Source organism: Haloarcula sp. HT12 (genome assembly GCF_055271655.1).
This window is the reverse complement of the sequence record NZ_JBUXKW010000003.1, coordinates 499,825-518,203: the sequence shown is the minus strand read 5'-3', so window position 1 is coordinate 518,203 and position 18,379 is coordinate 499,825. Positions and strand designations below refer to the sequence as shown.

Annotated in this window: 22 protein-coding genes; 14 read left to right on the top strand and 8 right to left on the bottom strand. The window is 65.2% G+C overall.

Going from position 1 to position 18,379, the window contains the following annotated elements:
• The first annotated feature begins 5 nt into the window (after positions 1-5).
• From ACY9XZ_RS12320 to ACY9XZ_RS12295, 6 genes are all read left to right on the top strand, one after another.
• On the top strand, positions 6-803 hold the full coding sequence (locus ACY9XZ_RS12320) for a shikimate dehydrogenase (protein WP_463457320.1): 798 nt from the start codon (positions 6-8) through the stop codon (positions 801-803).
• A 50-nt stretch (positions 804-853) separates the two neighbouring features.
• Complete coding sequence (locus tag ACY9XZ_RS12315; protein ID WP_463457319.1) at positions 854-1,429, top strand: helix-hairpin-helix domain-containing protein; 576 nt, start codon at positions 854-856, stop codon at positions 1,427-1,429.
• A 70-nt stretch (positions 1,430-1,499) separates the two neighbouring features.
• The gene (gene pabB / locus ACY9XZ_RS12310) at positions 1,500-2,969 is read left to right on the top strand and encodes an aminodeoxychorismate synthase, component I (protein WP_463457318.1); all 1,470 of its coding nucleotides are present in this window, start codon (positions 1,500-1,502) and stop codon (positions 2,967-2,969) included.
• Entirely contained in the window at positions 2,966-3,682 is a 717-nt protein-coding gene (locus tag ACY9XZ_RS12305; RefSeq protein ID WP_463457317.1) for an anthranilate synthase component II, read from the top strand. Before pabB ends, ACY9XZ_RS12305 begins: the two co-directional genes overlap by 4 nt.
• Positions 3,667-4,539: an aminotransferase class IV gene (locus ACY9XZ_RS12300; RefSeq protein WP_463457316.1), complete on the top strand. Its 873-nt coding sequence runs from the start codon at positions 3,667-3,669 to the stop codon at positions 4,537-4,539. The genes ACY9XZ_RS12305 and ACY9XZ_RS12300 overlap by 16 nt, the downstream gene beginning before the upstream one ends.
• A gap of 91 nt (positions 4,540-4,630) precedes the next feature.
• Positions 4,631-5,047 (top strand): Rieske (2Fe-2S) protein, encoded by a 417-nt coding sequence (locus tag ACY9XZ_RS12295; protein ID WP_463457315.1) that lies wholly within the window; start codon positions 4,631-4,633, stop codon positions 5,045-5,047.
• Positions 5,048-5,083: 36 nt separating this feature from the next.
• Here ACY9XZ_RS12295 and ACY9XZ_RS12290 read toward each other — a convergent pair whose 3' ends face one another.
• The gene (locus ACY9XZ_RS12290; RefSeq protein ID WP_463457314.1) at positions 5,084-5,374 is read right to left on the bottom strand and encodes a transcriptional regulator; all 291 of its coding nucleotides are present in this window, start codon (positions 5,372-5,374) and stop codon (positions 5,084-5,086) included.
• 125 nt (positions 5,375-5,499) lie between these two features.
• Here ACY9XZ_RS12290 and ACY9XZ_RS12285 point away from each other — a divergent pair, with 125 nt between their 5' ends.
• On the top strand, positions 5,500-6,369 hold the full coding sequence (locus ACY9XZ_RS12285) for a universal stress protein (RefSeq protein ID WP_463457313.1): 870 nt from the start codon (positions 5,500-5,502) through the stop codon (positions 6,367-6,369).
• A gap of 9 nt (positions 6,370-6,378) precedes the next feature.
• Here ACY9XZ_RS12285 and ACY9XZ_RS12280 read toward each other — a convergent pair whose 3' ends face one another.
• Entirely contained in the window at positions 6,379-7,014 is a 636-nt protein-coding gene (locus ACY9XZ_RS12280) for an FAD-dependent oxidoreductase (RefSeq protein WP_463457312.1), read from the bottom strand.
• A gap of 205 nt (positions 7,015-7,219) precedes the next feature.
• Between ACY9XZ_RS12280 and ACY9XZ_RS12275 the strand changes: the two genes are divergently transcribed.
• The 3 genes from ACY9XZ_RS12275 (at position 7,220) to ACY9XZ_RS12265 (ending at position 11,518) form a co-directional block, all read left to right on the top strand.
• Positions 7,220-8,980 (top strand): 2-oxoacid:acceptor oxidoreductase subunit alpha, encoded by a 1,761-nt coding sequence (locus ACY9XZ_RS12275; protein ID WP_463457311.1) that lies wholly within the window; start codon positions 7,220-7,222, stop codon positions 8,978-8,980.
• Positions 8,977-9,840: a 2-oxoacid:ferredoxin oxidoreductase subunit beta gene (locus ACY9XZ_RS12270; protein WP_310896028.1), complete on the top strand. Its 864-nt coding sequence runs from the start codon at positions 8,977-8,979 to the stop codon at positions 9,838-9,840. The genes ACY9XZ_RS12275 and ACY9XZ_RS12270 overlap by 4 nt, the downstream gene beginning before the upstream one ends.
• 307 nt (positions 9,841-10,147) lie before the next feature.
• On the top strand, positions 10,148-11,518 hold the full coding sequence (locus ACY9XZ_RS12265; protein WP_463457310.1) for a cryptochrome/photolyase family protein: 1,371 nt from the start codon (positions 10,148-10,150) through the stop codon (positions 11,516-11,518).
• 21 nt (positions 11,519-11,539) lie between these two features.
• Here the strand turns inward: ACY9XZ_RS12265 and ACY9XZ_RS12260 are convergent, their stop codons facing one another.
• The 3 genes from ACY9XZ_RS12260 to ACY9XZ_RS12250 form a co-directional block, all read right to left on the bottom strand.
• A complete protein-coding gene (locus ACY9XZ_RS12260; RefSeq protein ID WP_463457309.1) occupies positions 11,540-12,025 on the bottom strand; it encodes a metal-dependent hydrolase in 486 nt (161 codons plus the stop codon).
• Positions 12,025-12,573, bottom strand: coding sequence for a hypothetical protein (locus tag ACY9XZ_RS12255; protein WP_463457308.1), 549 nt, complete (start codon positions 12,571-12,573; stop codon positions 12,025-12,027). Before ACY9XZ_RS12255 ends, ACY9XZ_RS12260 begins: the two co-directional genes overlap by 1 nt.
• 72 nt (positions 12,574-12,645) lie before the next feature.
• Complete coding sequence (locus ACY9XZ_RS12250) at positions 12,646-13,860, bottom strand: hypothetical protein (RefSeq protein WP_463457307.1); 1,215 nt, start codon at positions 13,858-13,860, stop codon at positions 12,646-12,648.
• A 111-nt stretch (positions 13,861-13,971) separates the two neighbouring features.
• On the opposite strand from ACY9XZ_RS12250, the gene ACY9XZ_RS12245 reads away from it, so the two are divergent.
• The 4 genes from ACY9XZ_RS12245 to ACY9XZ_RS12230 all read left to right on the top strand — a co-directional run bounded on the left by ACY9XZ_RS12245 (position 13,972) and on the right by ACY9XZ_RS12230 (position 16,884).
• Positions 13,972-15,207, top strand: coding sequence for a digeranylgeranylglycerophospholipid reductase (locus ACY9XZ_RS12245; protein ID WP_463457306.1), 1,236 nt, complete (start codon positions 13,972-13,974; stop codon positions 15,205-15,207).
• A gap of 58 nt (positions 15,208-15,265) precedes the next feature.
• A complete protein-coding gene (locus ACY9XZ_RS12240) occupies positions 15,266-15,979 on the top strand; it encodes an NAD(+)/NADH kinase (RefSeq protein ID WP_463457305.1) in 714 nt (237 codons plus the stop codon).
• A 41-nt stretch (positions 15,980-16,020) separates the two neighbouring features.
• Positions 16,021-16,482, top strand: a complete 462-nt coding sequence (locus tag ACY9XZ_RS12235; RefSeq protein ID WP_463457304.1) for a DUF7313 family protein — start codon at positions 16,021-16,023, stop codon at positions 16,480-16,482.
• A 222-nt stretch (positions 16,483-16,704) separates the two neighbouring features.
• Positions 16,705-16,884 carry a DUF7317 family protein gene (locus tag ACY9XZ_RS12230; RefSeq protein WP_463457303.1) on the top strand — a complete coding sequence of 60 codons (180 nt, stop codon included), beginning with the start codon at positions 16,705-16,707 and terminating at the stop codon, positions 16,882-16,884.
• A gap of 44 nt (positions 16,885-16,928) precedes the next feature.
• Here ACY9XZ_RS12230 and ACY9XZ_RS12225 read toward each other — a convergent pair whose 3' ends face one another.
• The 3 genes from ACY9XZ_RS12225 to ACY9XZ_RS12215 form a co-directional block, all read right to left on the bottom strand.
• Complete coding sequence (locus ACY9XZ_RS12225; protein ID WP_463457302.1) at positions 16,929-17,198, bottom strand: DUF7314 family protein; 270 nt, start codon at positions 17,196-17,198, stop codon at positions 16,929-16,931.
• 10 nt (positions 17,199-17,208) lie between these two features.
• Complete coding sequence (locus ACY9XZ_RS12220; RefSeq protein WP_463457301.1) at positions 17,209-17,508, bottom strand: DUF7315 family membrane protein; 300 nt, start codon at positions 17,506-17,508, stop codon at positions 17,209-17,211.
• A gap of 103 nt (positions 17,509-17,611) precedes the next feature.
• Entirely contained in the window at positions 17,612-18,376 is a 765-nt protein-coding gene (locus ACY9XZ_RS12215; protein ID WP_463457300.1) for a cytochrome b family protein, read from the bottom strand.
• Between the last annotated feature and the right edge of the window lie 3 nt (positions 18,377-18,379).

Genomic DNA, 18,379 nt, shown 5'->3' with positions numbered 1-18,379 from the left:
TTTGTATGGACGTTTACGGACTCATCGGAAACCCGGTCGGGCACTCGCTGTCGCCGCCGATGCACGAGGCGGGCTACGAGGCGCTGGGACTCGACGCGCGCTACGTCACGTTCGAACCGCCGGCTGATGCCGGTGCCGAAGCCATCGATGCCGCTCAGACGCTCGGCGTCGACGGCCTCAACGTCACCATCCCGTTCAAGCAGGACGTGCTGGACGCCGTCGACCCCGCACCGCTCGCAGAGCGCATCGGCGCCGTCAACACCGTCGATTTCAGCGGTGAACGGCCGACGGGCTACAACACCGACGCAATCGGCGCAGTCCGGGCCCTGGAACACCACGACGTGTCGCTGTCCGGCACGGCGGTCGTCGTCGGTGCCGGCGGCGCGGGCCGAGCGGTCGCGTTCGGCCTCGCCGACGAGGGACTGTCGGTGCGAGTCGCGAACCGGACCGAATCGAAAGCCCACGCGCTCGCCGACGAGGTCCCGGACGCGACGGGCCATGGTCTCGATTCGCTCCCCGACCTGCTCGCGGACGCCGACATCCTCGTCAACTGCACCAGCGTGGGTATGGAAGGAGACGAGACGCCGGTCCCGGCCGGTGCGCTGCACAGCGACCTCGCGGTGCTCGATGCGGTGTACTCGCCGATTGAAACCCGGCTGCTGCGGGACGCGGCGGCCGCGGGCGCGACGACAGTCGATGGGGCGTGGATGCTCCTCTATCAAGGGGTGGAAGCGTTCGAACGCTGGACCGGCGAAGACGCCCCCGTAGACCGGATGAACGGGCAATTGCGCGAGCACCTGTGACGAAGCGGCCACCAGCAAGAGATTTGTGTGGGGGATAAATACGTTCATGTATGGGTCTGCTTCAGAAATTGAAATCCGCCCTCGGGCTTGACGGAACGGGGTCATCCACGTCGGGGACTAATCGCGACGTGGACGTGACCGTCGAGCGAGAGCCCTCTACTGAAGACGAGGACGCTGTCAAGGGGACGAACACCGCGACGACTACTGGGGCCCACACGCCCGACACCGCGGACGGGGCCGGTACCGAACCGGGAGACGGGAATGAGACACCCGCCCAAGTGGAGGAGTCGGAGACCCCGGCGACACCGCCCTCAGCTGACGACGAATCGCCGGCCGCGACCGATGATTCTACCACAGAGGCCGAACCAGAAACAGCGGCCGACGACGAGGACAGCGATTCCGAGGCCTCGGCTGCCGCGGACGCTCCCGAGCCCGCCGACCAGGGGAGCACCGCCCCCGTGACGGACATCAAGGGTATCGGACCCGCCTACGCCGACCGGCTCGCCGATATCGGTATCGAGACGGTGGGCGAGTTGGCCGCCGCGGACGCGGCCGACATCGCCGCGGACACCGACCTCTCAGAGAGCCGCGTTTCGGGCTGGATCGAGCGGGCCGAGGACTTCTGAGATATCCGGGAGCCCGTCTTTTTGTGCCGAACCGCAAGGGAATTAGTCGCCGCACTGTTTTCGTTCGGTAATGCCATCGGTCGCAACCGACCGGACCGCGTTCACCGACCTCGCAGCCGACGCGCCGCCGGAGGCACGCATCCCCGTGGAGGTGCGGGTGGACGTCGACGACCCGTTTCTCGCCTATCGGCGGGCGCGCGGCGAGACTGGCGGCGTGTATCTGGCGACCACCGGCGGCCAGTCCGGGTGGGGGTACTTCGGGACGGCCCCGGAAGACTTCCGCGGGGTCGACCAGGATGCGGGTGGCACCCTCGCGGCACTGACCGAGTTTCTCGACGGCGAGCGACTGGTCCGCGGTGACTGCGAGGTTCCGTACCCCTGCGGAGCGGTCGGGTGGCTCTCCTACGACGTGGCGCGCGAACTGGAGTCGCTGCCCGACAGCGCTGACGCCGACCGCGCGCTCCCGCACCTGCAGATCGCTCGCTACGACCGCTTCGCCGCCTGGGAGGAACCCCGCGGCGACACGGTGACGCTGCGCGTGACGGCCTGCCCGCAGGTTGGTGACTTCGAGACGCCCGAACTGGCATACGAGTTCGGCAAGCAGCACGCCCTGGACCTCGCTCGGGCGGCCGTACAGGGCGACCCAACCGTCGACGATCCGCCCGTCGAGGCCGACGAAGCGACCTTCGAGAGCGACTGCACGCGCGAGGCCTTCGCCGAGCGGGTCCGGACGGTCAAGCAGTACATCCGCGACGGCGACACGTTCCAGGCCAACGTCTCCCAGCGGCTTCGCGCACCCGCCGCAGTCCATCCGGTCGAGGCCTTCGACGCCCTCCGGACAGTCAATCCCGCGCCGTACTCCGCCTTGCTTGAGTTCCCCGGTGTCGACCTCGTCAGCGCCAGCCCGGAACTGCTGCTGCACCGCGATGGCGACCGGATCGAGACCGAACCCATCGCCGGCACCCGCCCGCGGGGCGAGACGAGCGAGGCCGACGACCGACTGGAGGCGGACCTGCTCGACGACGAGAAGGAGCGGGCCGAACACGCGATGCTCGTCGACCTGGAGCGCAACGACCTCGGGAAGGTGAGCCAGTTCGGCAGCGTCGAGGTGTCGGACTACCGCCGGGTCGACCGCTACTCCGAAGTGATGCACCTCGTCTCGGTCGTCGAGGGGCGACTCCGCGACGGCGCGACCCTGCAGGACGCCATCGCCGCGGTGTTCCCAGGTGGCACCATCACCGGCGCACCCAAACCCCGGACGATGGAGATTATCGACGAGGTAGAGGCCACCCGTCGGGGACCGTACACCGGCTCAATCGGCCTGTTCGGTTTCGATGGCCGGGAGACGCTGAACATCGTCATCAGGACCCTGGTCCGGTACGCCGAGGAGTACCACCTCCGCGTCGGTGCCGGTATCGTCCACGATTCCGACCCGGACAGCGAGTACCAGGAGACGCTGGACAAGGGCCGGGCGCTCGTCAACGCTGTCGACGAGGCGCTGGGGAAGCGTGTCGACCTGGCGATGGAGGACGAGGGATGAACGGCACACAGGAAGGGAGTGGTCCGACAACGGATTCGCTGGCACCGACCGTGCTGGTCGTCGACAACTACGACTCCTTCGCGTACAACCTCGTCCAGTACGTCGGCGAAGTGGTGCTCCGGCTCGGCGGGACCGAGGACGACGTGGTCGTCCGACGAAACGACGCCATCGATGTCGCGGGCATCCGCGAGATGGACCCGGACGGCATCGTCGTCTCGCCGGGGCCGGGGACGCCCGAGGACGCCGGCGTCTCGATGCCGATATTCGAGGAGCTACGGTATCCGACGCTTGGCGTCTGTCTCGGCCACCAGGCGCTGTGTGCGGCCAACGGCGCGCCCGTCGGTCACGCCGAGGCGGTCGTCCACGGCAAGTCCTCGTCGGTTACCCACGACGGCACCGGCGTGTTCGAGGACCTGCCGAACCCCGTTGAAGTCGGCCGGTATCACTCGCTTGCGGTTGGCCGCGAGCACCTCCCCGACGTGCTGACCGAGACGGCGTACACTGTCAGCGACGACGGCTCCGCGAACGCCGCTGCGGGGCCAGACTCGTCCGAGCCTGCCACCACTGACGGCACGGACGAATCCCAGGTCGTCATGGGCGTCCGCCACAGCGACCGCCCGCACATCGGCGTCCAGTTCCACCCCGAAAGCATTCTGACCGACCACGGTAAAACCATGATCGAGAACTTCTGCCTGCTATGCAATACCACGTAGACGGGGCGCTCGTCCCCGAAGACGAGGCGACGGTGTCGGTGCGCGACCGCGGGTTCATGTACGGCGACGCGGCGTTCGAGACGCTCCGGGCGTACGGCGGCGAGCCGTTCCGGTGGGACGCCCACCGCGAGCGCCTCCAGCGCACGGCCGAGACGTTGGGGTTCGCCGACGCCGTGCCCGAGGACCTCCGAGAGCGCGTCGACGAGACGCTCGCGGCCAACGACATCGAGGAGGCCTATGTCCGGCTGTCGGTCACGCGGGGCGTCCAGCCCGGGAAGCTCACGCCGGGAAGCGAGGTCGACCCGACGGTCGTCGTCATCTGCAAGGAGTTACCTCGGGGCGGCTTAGAGGGCGAGCGCGTCTGGGACGAGCCGGCGTCGGTCCAGACGGTCCGGACCCGGCGGATTCCCAGCGAGGCCGTCCCGGCGGACGCGAAGACCCACAACTACCTCAACGGCATTCTCGGCCGGCTCGAACTCCGCAAGGCAGCCGCCGGCGGCAAGCCCGCCGACGAGTGCCTCATTCGGGACACGGACGGGAACTTGGCCGAGGGCGCAACGAGCAACCTCTTTTTCGTCACGGATAACGGCCTCCGGACGCCGAGTACGGACCTCGACCTGCTGCCGGGGGTCACCCGCGACGTGGTGATGGACATCGCCCGCGGCGAGGAGTTCCCCGTCGAGACCGGTCACTACTCGCTTGACGCCCTGCGCGACGCCGACGAGGCATTTCTTACCAACTCGACGTGGGAGATCCGCCCCATCGCGACCGTCGACGGCATCGATGTCGGGACCGGGCCGATGACGAAGCTCCTCCAGCGGCTGTTCGACGAGCGCATCGAGGAGCGTCACTACTAGTCCGAGGGGCGGGCTGGCCGCACCTACATCTGGTCGAGAACTCGCCGGGATCGGCGGTTTGAAACGCCTGACCGCCGTACGGCCGTGTACCATGGACGAGGATAGCCGTATCGTCGCGCTGGAGGAGGTGCCCGACGACGGAACTTTTCTGTTCACCGTTCGGGACGGCTTCGACACCAAAGAGGCGATCATCGTCGAGCTGTCCGACGCCGTCGTCGCCTTCGAGAACTACTGTCCCCACTGGACGGACGTCCGACTCGACAAGGGAAGTGGGGCGACGCGCCGCAACGGGGAACTGGTGTGTGAGAAACACGGGGCGACGTTCGAATCCGAGTCGGGGCTGTGCAATTACGGCCCTTGCGAGGGGGCGGTGCTGGAAGAAGTCTCGATCACCACCGAGGACGGTGCCGTCTACCTCACGGACGACCGCTACGAGTTCGAAAACCAGGGGCCGTCGGGCGACCACGACCTCTCCTCGCGAGGTCGCATCGGCTTCTCCGGGAACTGAGCGGTGAGAACCGGATTGTCCGGGATCCGCTATCGATTAGTTTATCCAGTACGCGGGCTCGGCGACGGCTTCGCATTTACACTCCGGACACCGGCTCGGTCGGTTCGTCAGGTCGTCGAAGTCCGTGAAGCCGCATTCCTCGCACTCCGGCGGGGCGACGAGAAGCTCTTCGTCAGTCGAGTCCAGGGACTTCGCGATGTGCTCTACGTGGGTGAGCGCGTCGCTCGTCTGGATTTCGAACTCGTTCGCGATTGTCCCGGCAGCCATCGCTTCGTCGCGTAGTTGGTCAGCGATGCGCTGGCGCGTCGTCCGACTTGCCTCGCGCATGGGAGAAGTTCGCATCCGACTGTTATAGGCTTTGTTCACTCCCACGCGGACAGTGGTACTCTCGCAGCCGCTTCCTGTCTCCCCCACGATACTTTATCACCGTCGGTGATAAATAGCGACACCCGATGTTCGACAGCATCCTCGTTCCGACCGACGGCAGCCCCGGTTCCGAGCGCGCGTTCGAAGTGGCCGCGACGCTTGCCGGCACCCACGACGCAGCCGTCCACGTCCTCTCGGTCGTCGACGAACACGGCCCCACGGAGGACGACTGGGACTACGACGGCGACTCCCCGGCAGCGGCGTTCATCGAGTCACAGGCCGACCACGTCGACACCGATGGTCTGTCCATCATCCCCGCTGTCCGTGAGGGGGTCGTCCACGACGAGGTCCTCGACTACGCCGACGAGAACGATATCGACCTCGTCGTCATGGGGACTCACGGTCGGACCGGCGTCCGACGATTCCTCCTCGGCAGCGTCACCGAAAAGGTCGTCCGACTCGCCGATACGCCAGTCCTCTCCGTCAAGGCCGACGCGGAGCCGGGCACCGTCTCGTTCGACGACATTGTGCTCCCGACCGACGGCAGTAGCGGCGCGGCGGCAGCCATCGAGCCGACGGGCGCGCTCGCCAGTGCGACCGACGCGACGGTCCACCTCGTCTCGGTCGTGGACACGCGCTCGCTCGGCGTCGATGTGGGTTCTACGGTTATCGTCGATGAACTGGAGTCGGTCGCGACAGATGCCGTTGAGAACGCGTCCGACCGACTCACCGAGCTGGGGGTCGAGACTGTCGAGACAGCCATTTCCCACGGTATTCCCTATCACGCGATTCTCGACGCCATCGAAGACGCTGACGCCGATCTCGTCGTCATTGGAACTCACGGTCGCACCGGTATCGACCGCTATCTGCTGGGCAGCGTCGCGGAGAAAATCGTTCGCACCTCGCCGGTTCCGGTGATGACCGTCCGGGCACCGGACGCTGGTGACGAGGCGTAGCCGGCCTCGCTACCCGAAGTTCTCGACTTTCGCGTCGTCGGTGCCGACGCCGGCGGCGTCGAGCGCTTCCGTGGCGGCATCGAGGAAGTCCGCGAAGCCGTAAATGAACACCTGGCCGCCGTCTTCGACTGCGTTCGCAACCGGGTCAGTCAGGGACGCCCCGCTGTCGATGACCGAGACGAGCGCCCCCGCCTCAACGAGCGCGTCGAGTCGGTCCTCGTGTACCGGCGCGTCGTCCTGATACACGACGGCAGCCTCGTTGCCGTCCTCAAGCGCGCGCTCGGCGATACCCACGGCAGGGCCGACCCCAGGGCCACCGGCCAGAACGACAACGCGGCTCTCCCCTTCGTAATAATCCGACCCGAACGGCCCGGCGATGCGGACGCCGTCACCCGCTTCGAGTGCGCCGAGCTGGGGAGCCAACTCGCCGTCGGGATCGATGCCGACGGTAATCTCGAACGCTTCTTCGACCGTTGGCGAGGAGATCGTGTAGAACCGCGAGACGTCTTCCCCGTCGACGGTCAGCGTCAGTTTGACGAACTGCCCCGGCTGTGCGTCGAAGTCATCGGGTGTCTCGAAGTCAATCGCCACGGTGTCCGGTCCGACATCGCGGACGCCCACCACGTCGAGCACGCGTTCATCCATACTCGGGAGTTGCCGCGGCTGGGCAAGGGGATTACGGTCGCGGAGTTTCACGCTTGTCGGCATCTATTGCCGATATTTTCCTGCATACGGTGTATTATGCCGGTATTTACTCGAAACTACACCGGTATTCACTCGAAACCGAGTAGTGCGCGCGCGGGCGGTTACGGAAGGCTTTTCCTACCACGCTGGCTACCCGTGCGATATAATGCCAGAGGACCTGAACTGGGCCATCGGCGGCGAAGCCGGCGATGGAATCGACTCCACCGGGAAGATTTTCGCGCAGGCACTCTCTCGGGCTGGTCGACACGTCTTCACCTCAAAGGACTTCGCCTCCCGCATCCGTGGCGGGTACACTGCCTACAAGGTACGGACGTCAGTCGACCGGGTTGAGAGTGTCGTCGACCGCCTGGACATCCTGATCGCACTCACCGAGCGCACGATCCACGAAAACGAGGACGAACTCCACGAGGATTCCGTCATCATCTACGATGGCGAGCGCTCGACGATGCAGGACGTGGAAGTGCCCGGCGACGCGACGGCGCTCGAAGTACCGCTGAAACGGCTCGCGGAGGACGCGGGTGGGGCCATCATGCTCAACGTCGTCGCGCTGGGCGCGGCGTGTGAGGTTACGGGCTTCCCCATCGAGAACCTCGACGAAAGCCTCGAAAAACGCTTCGGCGACAAGGGCGAGGCCATCGTCGAGAACAACAAGGAAGCCGCCCGCAAAGGCCAGCACTACGTCCAGGAAGAGTACGGCGAGTTCGACTACGACATGGAGACCACCGACGAGGACTACGTGCTCCTCAACGGTGACGAAGCCATCGGTATGGGCGCTATCGCCGCCGGCTGTCGCTTCTACGCCGGCTACCCCATCACCCCGGCGACGGACGTGATGGAGTACATGACCGGCCGCGTCGACCAGTTCGGCGGGAAGGTCGTCCAGGCAGAGGACGAGCTCTCGGCGATCAACATGGCGCTGGGCGCGGCGCGTGCCGGTGCCCGAGCCATGACCGCCACGTCCGGGCCGGGTATCGACCTGATGACCGAGACCTTCGGGCTGGTCGCCACCAGCGAGACGCCGCTTGTCATCTGTGACGTGATGCGCTCCGGTCCCTCGACCGGGATGCCGACCAAGCAGGAGCAGGGCGACCTCAACATGACGCTGTACGGCGGCCACGGCGAGATCCCGCGGTTCGTCGTCGCGCCGACCACCGTCTCGGAGTGTTTCTGGAAGACCGTCGAGGCGTTCAACCTCGCCGAGAAGTACCAGACACCGGTGTTCCTCGTCTCGGACCTGGCGATGGCCGTCACCGAACAGACGTTCTCCCCGGAGACCTTCGACATGGACGAGGTCGAGATCGAGCGCGGGAAAGTCGTCGACGAGAACGACATCGACGCGTGGCTGGACGAGAAGGGCCGTTTCCAGGCCCACTTCGCAGCCGCCGACGGCGTCTCGCCGCGTGCTTTCCCCGGCACGACCGACGGCGCGCACATGACGACCGGCCTCGAACACGACGAACTCGGTCGCCGGACCGAAGACACCGAGGTTCGTATCGAGCAGGTCGACAAGCGCCAGCGGAAAGTCGAGACCGCCCGGGAGCAGGAGGACTTCGACTATCGGGAGTTCGGCGACCCCGACGCCGACACGCTCGTCATCTCCTGGGGCTCCAACGAGGGGGCGCTGCGCGAGGGACTGACGCTGCTGGAGGAGGACGGCTACGACGTGCGGTTCCTCTCGGTACCGTACATCTTCCCCCGGCCGGACCTCACCGAGGAAATCGAGGCCGCAGAGGACGTCATTGTCGTCGAGTGTAACGCCACGGGACAGTTCGCGGACGTCATCGAACACGACGTCCTCGAACGGGTCCAGCGCATCAACAAGTACAACGGCGTCCGGTTCAAGGCGGACGAACTGGCGACCGAGATCAAGCAGACGCTTGACACCCCCGCGGAGGCAACACAATGAGTTCCGACGTTCGCTTCACAGACTTCAAATCCGACAAGCAACCGACCTGGTGTCCCGGCTGCGGTGACTTCGGGACGATGAACGGCATGATGAAGGCGCTGGCGGAGACGGGCAACGACCCCGACAACACCTTCATCGTCGCCGGTATCGGCTGTTCCGGCAAGATCGGGACGTACATGCACAGCTACGCGCTCCACGGCGTCCACGGCCGCGCCCTGCCGGTGGGCATCGGCGTGAAGATGGCCAACCCGGACCTCGAAGTGATGGTCTCGGGCGGCGACGGTGACGGCTACTCCATCGGTGCCGGCCACTTCATCCATGCCGTCCGCCGAAACGTCGACATGAGCTACGTCGTGATGGACAACCGCATCTACGGGCTGACCAAGGGGCAGGCCTCGCCGACGAGCCGCGAGGACTTCGAGACCTCGACCTCGCCCGACGGCCCGAACCAGCCGCCGGTCAACCCGAAGGCGCTGGCGCTGGCCTCCGGCGCGACGTTCATCGCACAATCGTTCTCCTCGAACGCACAGCGACACGCCGAGATCGTCAAACAGGCCGTCGAACACGACGGCTTCGGCTTCGTCAACGTCTACTCGCCGTGCGTGACGTTCAACGACGTGGACACGTACGACTACTTCCGCGACGCCATCGTGGACCTCGACGAGACCGACCACGACCCGTCGGACCGCGACCAGGCCAAGGACAAGATCCTCGAAAGCGACAAGGAGTACATGGGCGTCCTCTACCAGGACGAGGACTCCGTTCCCTTCGAGGAACGTGAAGGCGTGGAGGGCTCGATGGCCGAGATCCCCGACGGCGCGCCCGAGGGCGCGATGGATCTCGTCCGCGAGTTCTACTAGACCACCTTTTTCCACGGGGGTTGAACGCTCGCCGTTGGCGAGCGTTCAACCCCCGCGCAAAAACGTGGTCTTGCTGAGCGAAGCGAAGCAAGGCTCGAAAGACGAGTGACGCGAGTCTTTCGGTGGCGAAAAAGGCGACTTCGCGGCGCGCCGCGAAGTCGGGAAACGGCGGCCTGCGGCCGCCGTATGCTGACCACTGTAATTTTTGACTCGCTACCCACCCGGCGACAGCACATTGGCTTTGGGACCGACGCCTACACAATAGAATCGGGTTCGGACCCATATGCGGGCATCCCTAACAGCAGGTATGCACGTCTTCTGGCACCAGCGTGACCTTCGGATACCGGACAACCGGGGGCTGACTGCCGCCGCCGCGGACGACGAAGTGCTACCGGTGTACGTTCTCGACGCAGATCTGCTGTCGAACGTCGGGAAGCGCCAGCGGGCGTTCCTGCTGGCCGGCGTGCGGGCGCTAAAAAAGGCCTACCGGGACCAGGGTGGGGATCTGCTCGTCAAGAAGGGGACTGCCGTCGACGTGCTTTCGGATATCGTCGACGAGTACGACGCCGACCGGGTGTACTACAACGAGCACTACCGGCCCGCACGGCGGAACCGCCAGCGGCGGGTCGACGAGGCGCTCCCGACGAAATCGCTGACCGACCTTGTGCTGGTCGATCCGACGGGGCTCGATAGCCGGTACGAGAACCACAGTCGCTTCTACGACGACTGGCAGGCCCACCACAAACTGCCGCCCGTCGACAGCCCCGACCCGCCGTCCCTTGTTGACATCTCGGACCCGACGACGGCCCCGACCGTCGAGACGGATATTGACTTGCCCGCACCCGGGTACGAGGGCGCACGGCAGCGCTACGACGACTTTCTCACCGGCGGTATCGAGACGTACAACGACACCCGCGACGACATGCAGGCTGCCGTCGAGCGCCCCACCAGCGCCGTCTCGCGCATGTCGCCGTATCTCGCTGCGGGGATGATCGGCATCCGCGAGCTGTGGCGTGACGCCTCAGAGCGCCACGCCGAAGCCAGTGGCGACGCCCAGCGGAACATCCAGAAATACCGCTACGAACTCTCCTGGCGCGAGCAGAGCTACCACCTGCTGTACTACAACCCGACGTTGCTATCGGAGAACTACAAGTCGTTCCCGAACCCTATTGCGTGGGAGAATGACGAAAAGGACTTGGAGGCCTGGAAGCGCGGCGAGACCGGCTACCCGCTCGTCGACGCGGGAATGCGCCAGCTCGAACAGGAGGGGTACATCCACAACCGCCCGCGCCAGAATGTCGCTTCCTTCCTTACCAAGCATCTCCTCGTGGACTGGCGCGAGGGGGCGCGTTATTTCCGCCGGAAGCTCGTCGACCACGACCCCGCAAACAACGCCGCCAGCTGGCAGTGGACGGCCTCGACCGGCACCGACTCCGTGGACGTACGCATCTTCGACCCGGTGGCACAGATGAGCAAGTACGACAGCGGGGCCGACTACGTCACCGAGTACGTGCCGGAGCTTCGCGGTGTTCCGGCGAACAAAATCGTCGAGTGGCCGACGCTCTCGGACAGCGAACGCGAGCAGTTGGCTCCGGAGTATCCACATCCGATCGTCGACCGGAACGCCGCCTACGAGCGGGCCCAGCGCGTGTTCGAGACGGCGCTCGGGAAACGGTGAGGGTGTTTCGCCGAGACGGCGCTACGACCTGTACTGCACCAGGAGAGAGGCCGCCACCGCAACGGTCCCGGTGACGCCGGTGAGCCAGATATCCGTGCTCAGATACAGCCCTGGCGTCGGCGGGTGATACTGCGTCAGCGGCCACAGCACTTCGTACGACCGCCCGGAGGCTTTCAACAATAGCGCATCGGCGAACAGGTGGCTGGCAGCCCCGAGCGACAGCAGCCCGAACACTCGCCGTCGGTCGGAACGGTTCACGACGACCGTGCCCACGAGGACAGCGACGAACGCGCCCCCGAGTGTGTGGACGCCCAGCCAGTCGAACGGAATCTCCAGGGCTGCTTCGACAGCCGCAGCGTCCACGAGAATCTTGATCTTCGCCATGTCCGGGATGAACGCGCCGGCCATCCCGACGGTGACGTACTCGCCAGTGAGCCAGTCGTACCGTAGCGACAGGAGGGTACAGATAGTGAAGGCGATGAAGGCGTGCGAGAGCAAGTCCGGCATCAGGAGAGCACCTCCCGAACCCAGTCGAGGAGTGCTCGTGCTGGTCTGTGTGGCTCTTCGCGCCGACACAGTGCACCCGTCCGCAGGTCCAGCCGCCACCCACAGATCAGCCGCCCGAAGGTCCACAGGCCGGCGAGCGCGGACACGAGGTACATCGCGGTGTAGTTCATCGCCGGCACGCTCACGCTGTTCGCCGCGGTGATGGCCCCATCCGGGCCGAGCGTGCCGTACACCTGCAGCGATTCGCCTTCGGTGACGGCGGTATCGACGTTCCGGACCGTAACCGTGAGCGTGCCGCTGTGGCGCTCGCCGCTGTCGGCATACTCGTATCCGACGGCGATCTCAACGGGATCGGTCCCAAGGACCGTGCCAGTCACCTGGACGAACTCGCCGACGTGGTTGTCGGGATTCTGAGCCAGCGCGTCCTCATCAGGGTAGTCACCCAGCGCCGGATCCGGCGTGGCCGCCCCGAGTCCCATCATGAGCGCGAACAGGGCAGCCAACAATCCACAGATAGCGACGACTCTCCCCACCCGCGAATGAAGCATTCAGATTCCGGTGCGGACGGCGGGATATAAATTCTGGCGCTTGGGCCGAGCCGATCTCCTTTGTGCGCGTTCTCAGGGTTTACCCGGCAGAACGTCGGGGTCGCCGGAGCGGTAGATGTACTCGACGGCGACGCCGGTCAGCGGCGAGTCAGCGGCCGTCGCGTACGTCTTCGCGAGGTCGAGGTACTGCTCTGTCACGTCGACGACGCGCCGGTAGGCGGCCTCGTCGTCGGGCGCGAGCAGGTACTCGGACGTGACGGGCGTCAGTTGCCCCTCCGCGCGGTCGTCCTCGTAGTCGTCCACATCGTCGAGCCAAACCTGCGCGCCGATGATAGCGAGGACGATGGCCTTCGCGAACTCGTCGTCGATATCGAGGCCGGCGAGCCGGTAGAGGTCGAGCATACCGTCGTAGAGGACGCCGACGCGGGCGTACTGCGTCTTGCTGTATGGTAGCTCCTTCTCCGTCTCGGTGAGCGTCGCCGGCTCCTCATCGTACTCAGCGAATTTGTACTCTTCACGGATAGCTGTCAGAGCGTCGGCGTCGCCGTCTTCGGCCGCGGTCATCAGCTCCCGGAAGTGGTCGTCCCGGTCCTGGTGGGCCTCGCTGTAGTCGACGGCCCACTGATACGCGTTCTCGACGACGGGGGGCATGTCTTCCAGAAGCCCGTTGAGGTGGGACTGCAGGGCGGACTGGGCCACCTCGGCGACACGACGGCGGTCGGCATCGCTGGCGTCCCCCGGCTCGCTTCGCTTACCGCTCCGCTTCGAGGGCGCGCCCTCGCTGAAATCTACCTCGAAGTCCTCGAACTCGTCGTCGTTGATGGCGTCGCGCATGTCGCCGTCGATGAGCGCTTCGATGGAGAGGCGGGTCATCTGCTCGGCGCGGACGACCATCTCGCGGGGCGCGAGGTCCTGGGCCGGCCCCTGCTCTAGGGCGGTCTCGTCGACTTTCGGGACGCCGTCAGCGATGGCGTCGATGACGGGGTCGCCGGGGGCTTGCTGGCGGGCCTTGCGGTAGACGTAGCCCAGGGTCAGCTGTGCGGGCAGGATGAGCTTCGTGTCGTAGGAAAAGTCGACGGGCTGGCCGAACTCCGCTTCGAGCGCGTCCTCGACGCGGCCGATCACGTCATCGACCATCGCTTCCGTTCGGTCGTCGATTTCGGACTTCAACGAGAGGCTGGCGGCGTCGAACACGCCGGTGTCCGCATAATACCCCAGCACCGCCCGTAGCGCCGTTGGAAGCCGTCGCCTGTCCGCGAGCACGCCCGCGCCTGTCTTGAGAACCATTGTATGTCGCCCCGGGTGTTCCCGTGATGGTAGTGGGGCCGTCTTTACCCTTTCGAGAGCGCCGTCGGTGTATTCGGAAAGACTGATTACCGACAGGGAATACCCACAACCATGCGCGAGCGCTTTGACGTGGTGATTGCCGGAGCCGGGCCTGCAGGGGCGCAGTGTGCCCGTGATCTAGCGGAGCGAAACTACGAGGTGCTCGTTCTCGAAACCGAGTCCGAAGACGGGTTCCCGCGTCAGAGCAACAAGTCCACCGCCGGGACGTTCATGTCGGCGATGACGGGCTTTGCGATCCCCGATGACGTGGTGATGAACTACACGGACAACGTCGTCCTGGAGTCCCCCAACGACCACTACGTCCGCAACCAGACCGGGGCCGTCCTGGAATTCGCGGAGTTCAAACAGTGGCTCGTCTCCGAGGGGCGGGACAAGGGCGCGACCTACCGCTTTGACGCCCGCGTCTCGGCGCCGATCATGGAGAACGGGGAAATCGTCGGCGTCCGCTACGACGGCGACGAGGAGGTGTACGCCGACATCGTCATCGACGCCACCGGTCCCGCCGCGCCGCTGGCGAAGAAACTCGACGTGTGTAACCTCCAGCGGGACCACCAGGCCATCGGTGTCGAGTACGAGTTCGAGGGCGTCGAGGTCGACCACGACGACTACGCCGACCTCCGGGACGCGATGATGCTCCGCCTGGATCACGACCTCGCCCCGGGCGGGTACTCCTGGATATTCCACACCGGCGAAGACACGGCGAAGGTTGGCCTCTGTTACATCCAGAACGAGTCACACAGCAAGTACGCGAAAGACGGGATGGGCATCGACGACTACCTGGATTATTGGCTCGATTCGGACCCCCGATTCGACGACGCCGAGCGAATCGAGGGCACGCAAGCCCACCGCGGATCGGCCCACATTCAGCCCCCCGATTCGATGAGTACGGACAACTTCATGGCCATCGGCGATACGGTCCCGACCATCGATCCGCTGTGGGGCGAGGGCATCCACAAAGGGATGAAGTCGGCCCGTGCGGCTGCCGCGACGGCAGATTCGGCGCTGACGCCGGACGAGCCCGACACCTCGGCTGAGAACCTCTCCGTCTACGACCAACTCTGGCACAGCGAGGTGGCCCCGAAACACAATGCCCGCTTGATGATGACGGAACTGCTGTATCTCGCCCCCAACGAGCGGTACGATCAGCTGATGGCCGACCTCCGGAGCACCGGACAGGACACCCTCAGACAGATCAACGGTGGCGACCGCCGGGCGATTGCGAAGCTCACACATCTCTCCGACGTGCCGATTCTCGTCGAATACGCGCGTCGTCGGCTCGATATTTGAAGGCGAACACACGCCGGAGTGCGGCAGGTTTTTTTCCGCCGGCCCGGACGTTCTGTTGATGGGAACCCCCGTTGGTGTGGTCGGTGACGATGCCCTGGCAGACGCGCTTCGAGACGCCGGCGTGGTCGTTGAAGAGGGTAGTGACGACGCAGTTCCGAAGACCGACCGGGTTGTCGCCGTCGGCGAGGACGCCGTCGCTGCCGTGGCGCGGGCCGAAGGTGACCCGCTCGTGGTACCGGTCGCGGCCGGCCGGGGCGTTCGGTCCGTAGCGAGAGACGACGCTGTGGCCGCCGTGTCCGCGCTCGCGGACGCCCGCGTCGAGACGCATCCCGTCCTCCACGTGACGATGCCCGATGGCACCGTCGAGCAGGCGTTCTGGGACGTGACCCTCGTCACCGCCGACGCCGCCCGCATCTCCGAGTTCACTGTCGCGTCGACGGCCGACCGCATCGGCCAGTTCCGGGCTGACGGCGTCGTCATCGCTACGGCCGCCGGCTCGCCGGGCTACGCCCACCGCGTCGGCGGCCCGATTCTGGCACCGTCGGACCAGGCGGTGGTGGCACCGATTGCCCCGTTTGCGACTGATCCGGACCACTGGGTGTTGCCGGTCGCCGGACTCAGTGCCTCCATCGAGCGCGACGAGGCGACTGTCGAGCTCCTGGTCGATGATCGGGTATCGCGGACCGTCAGTTATCAGGAGCGTATCACGATTTCGCTCGGATCCCCCGTTCGGACCGCTGTCGTCGACGAGAGTCGATCCAGATTCGAGTGAGATTGGAAAGACACTAATGGACGGTGGACAGAACTTTGCATATGCAGCCATCCGTAACGCTCTTTGGGCCACTGGATACCATTCTGGGGAGCCCCACGGTCGGCGGCGCGCTCCTCATCGAATACATCATCTTCGGAGTGGTGGTTGCCAACTTCCTGACCCGGCAGCTCGCCCACAGAAGCCACGTCAAACAGTACGAAAACGACGGCGCGGACGCGATCAGCCGACACCCGGCGCACACGTTCACCAACATCGCACTGGTCGTGCTGTCGTTTTTCTACATGACGCTCCACCACCACGGCGGGATGGTCCTGTCCGTGCTCGTGCTCGGCGCAGTCATCACCGACTTCTTCGAGTTCGAGTCCCGAAAAGTCGAAGCGCGCCGCGACATTCCGCTGGAACGGCCGAAGGGCTCCATCGTCGCTGCCCTCGTAGTGTTCATGTATGCAGGCTACCAGAGCCTGTTCTGGGTCATCGAGGGTCCCTGGAGCGCCATCGTCTGACCACGATCCCGGCTTTTCCCGACTCACTTCTCCGCTGGTGGCACGCGCCGATAGCACTGCGTGTATGGTCGGCACGCCACACGCAATATTTCGACTATCGTGTAGTTTTTTCCGATAATACACTACGAATGGGGGGCTTTATTCGAAAGCTTCGCTCAATCTCTCCAGAACTAGCCGAAATAGTTTAATACTCCCAAAGCGTTCGTGTCGTTGTAGACGAAGATGTCACACAGGTCCCTCACGACGGCGCTGACACTGTATCGCGGGGAAACACTCACACTCGAAGAAGCAGCGACATACAGCGGGGTGTCACCGACGAAGTTCGCTTCGGCGCTTCGCTCGCGTGGGATTCAGGTGCGTGACGAAGACGACGGCGCGCTAGTCGACAATACTGCGAACTGAGAACGACGTTAGTTCAGCCTCTGAAGAAGAGCTACTGCCTACTGTTATGCCGACCGCTCGTCGAGGTACGTCTGGAACTCACTGATTAGCGGGAGCACGACCCAGAAGGTCAGCGCGCCCAGGACCGCGAACCAGAAGAGCGCGTCGCCCATGAATATGGCCATCTGGTCGAACGTGGTCGGTTCCTCGATAGTAAGTTCGCCGGTGAGCTGTGCCCCCTCGAAACTCGGCGTGTTGTACCAGCCCTTGATGGTCATCCAGCCCAGTCCGCCGACCATGAGGCACGCGAACCCCTTCATGAACTCGTCAGCCATTATCCGAACGTTAGGTAGCGTCGTCTTTAGACTTTCCCATTTCCTCGGTACGGAAGCGCGTCGAGAACGCGTAGACGACTGTGCCGGCGAGGATGCACGCGATTCCGGCGATGCCGACCGGAACGTCGATCTCCGAGGCGGGCGCTGAGGCCCGCTGTGTCGCCACGTCGACGAGGATGAAGCCGGCGACGACGCTGACGACCGCAAACAGCGTCGAGAACACCGTCACGGCCTTGTACACACGCAGCGGGACCACGACGTCCCGCCGCTCCGAACCGTCCGCTGCCCCCGCAGACTGGTCCTCTGTCATCGTCACTAGTAGGGACGGGAGCCACTTTACTGCGGCGAGATGCGGCCAATACACGCGGAAAGAACGAGCGGCGAGAAACGACGGCAAAAACGAACGGGGTCGGTTACTTCGGCGGCCGCAGCCGGTAGTACCGGCGGTTGAGGTCGAACATGTAGCCCTCGCGCATCGTCTTGAGCACCGCGTAGGTGATGGTGGCGCTGACGATGGGGACGAGGAACGTCAGATCGAACAGCAGGTGCGAGTCCATCGGCACGAGGTTCTTGATGGACAGCGCGGCGATAGTCAGGCTGAAGATGACGCCGGACATCCCGACGGCAGCCCAGAACGGCTGCTCGACGGGGCGCCGCGCGGAGCCCTTGTTCAGGAAGGGCACGATGGCGACGAAGCCGACGACCACCACGTTCGCCAGTACACCGTAGGTTCGGTCAGCCATCAGCTTCGAGCCGCCGAGGATGCTCAGATCCGGGTTCAGCGGGCCGAGCTTGAGCAGGCCAAAGGACCAGTAGAGGTACCAGTCCGGCAGGATGATCGCCGGCGTCACGCTGGAGTTGGCCGGGTTCGGCATCTCCGGGGGCAGCGTCGCCGAGACGAACAGGATCATGCCCACGAAGAAGGATGACAGCGCGATGTTGCGCATCATCTCGTGGGGCCAGGCCGGGAACGCGAGCACGTCGCGCTCGATGTAGTCGGACTCCTGGCGGAGGTCCTGGTCCTCGCGGCGCGCCCGCTCGAAGTACTCGTAGGTCAGCCGGGAGAGCCCCTGGGTCCGCTCCTTGCGTTCGGACCACGCGGGGGTCTCGTCGTCCGGCGAGACGATACCGGTGCCGGAACCGTCCGTGCGAACGTCGTCTGTGTCGTTGTCGCTCATAGT

Coding starts and splice junctions, on each gene's coding strand:
- ACY9XZ_RS12300 (WP_463457316.1), top strand. CDS start 3,667: ATGCAATACCACGTAGACGGGGCGCTCGTCCCCGAAGACGAGGCGACG.
- ACY9XZ_RS12220 (WP_463457301.1), bottom strand. CDS start 17,508: ATGACAGAGGACCAGTCTGCGGGGGCAGCGGACGGTTCGGAGCGGCGG.
- ACY9XZ_RS12260 (WP_463457309.1), bottom strand. CDS start 12,025: ATGCCGGACTTGCTCTCGCACGCCTTCATCGCCTTCACTATCTGTACC.
- ACY9XZ_RS12240 (WP_463457305.1), top strand. CDS start 15,266: ATGGGAACCCCCGTTGGTGTGGTCGGTGACGATGCCCTGGCAGACGCG.
- ACY9XZ_RS12315 (WP_463457319.1), top strand. CDS start 854: ATGGGTCTGCTTCAGAAATTGAAATCCGCCCTCGGGCTTGACGGAACG.
- pabB (WP_463457318.1), top strand. CDS start 1,500: ATGCCATCGGTCGCAACCGACCGGACCGCGTTCACCGACCTCGCAGCC.
- ACY9XZ_RS12265 (WP_463457310.1), top strand. CDS start 10,148: ATGCACGTCTTCTGGCACCAGCGTGACCTTCGGATACCGGACAACCGG.
- ACY9XZ_RS12295 (WP_463457315.1), top strand. CDS start 4,631: ATGGACGAGGATAGCCGTATCGTCGCGCTGGAGGAGGTGCCCGACGAC.
- ACY9XZ_RS12285 (WP_463457313.1), top strand. CDS start 5,500: ATGTTCGACAGCATCCTCGTTCCGACCGACGGCAGCCCCGGTTCCGAG.
- ACY9XZ_RS12320 (WP_463457320.1), top strand. CDS start 6: ATGGACGTTTACGGACTCATCGGAAACCCGGTCGGGCACTCGCTGTCG.
- ACY9XZ_RS12230 (WP_463457303.1), top strand. CDS start 16,705: ATGTCACACAGGTCCCTCACGACGGCGCTGACACTGTATCGCGGGGAA.
- ACY9XZ_RS12275 (WP_463457311.1), top strand. CDS start 7,220: ATGCCAGAGGACCTGAACTGGGCCATCGGCGGCGAAGCCGGCGATGGA.
- ACY9XZ_RS12215 (WP_463457300.1), bottom strand. CDS start 18,376: ATGAGCGACAACGACACAGACGACGTTCGCACGGACGGTTCCGGCACC.
- ACY9XZ_RS12255 (WP_463457308.1), bottom strand. CDS start 12,573: ATGCTTCATTCGCGGGTGGGGAGAGTCGTCGCTATCTGTGGATTGTTG.
- ACY9XZ_RS12250 (WP_463457307.1), bottom strand. CDS start 13,860: ATGGTTCTCAAGACAGGCGCGGGCGTGCTCGCGGACAGGCGACGGCTT.
- ACY9XZ_RS12280 (WP_463457312.1), bottom strand. CDS start 7,014: ATGGATGAACGCGTGCTCGACGTGGTGGGCGTCCGCGATGTCGGACCG.
- ACY9XZ_RS12235 (WP_463457304.1), top strand. CDS start 16,021: ATGCAGCCATCCGTAACGCTCTTTGGGCCACTGGATACCATTCTGGGG.
- ACY9XZ_RS12290 (WP_463457314.1), bottom strand. CDS start 5,374: ATGCGCGAGGCAAGTCGGACGACGCGCCAGCGCATCGCTGACCAACTA.
- ACY9XZ_RS12305 (WP_463457317.1), top strand. CDS start 2,966: ATGAACGGCACACAGGAAGGGAGTGGTCCGACAACGGATTCGCTGGCA.
- ACY9XZ_RS12245 (WP_463457306.1), top strand. CDS start 13,972: ATGCGCGAGCGCTTTGACGTGGTGATTGCCGGAGCCGGGCCTGCAGGG.
- ACY9XZ_RS12270 (WP_310896028.1), top strand. CDS start 8,977: ATGAGTTCCGACGTTCGCTTCACAGACTTCAAATCCGACAAGCAACCG.
- ACY9XZ_RS12225 (WP_463457302.1), bottom strand. CDS start 17,198: ATGGCTGACGAGTTCATGAAGGGGTTCGCGTGCCTCATGGTCGGCGGA.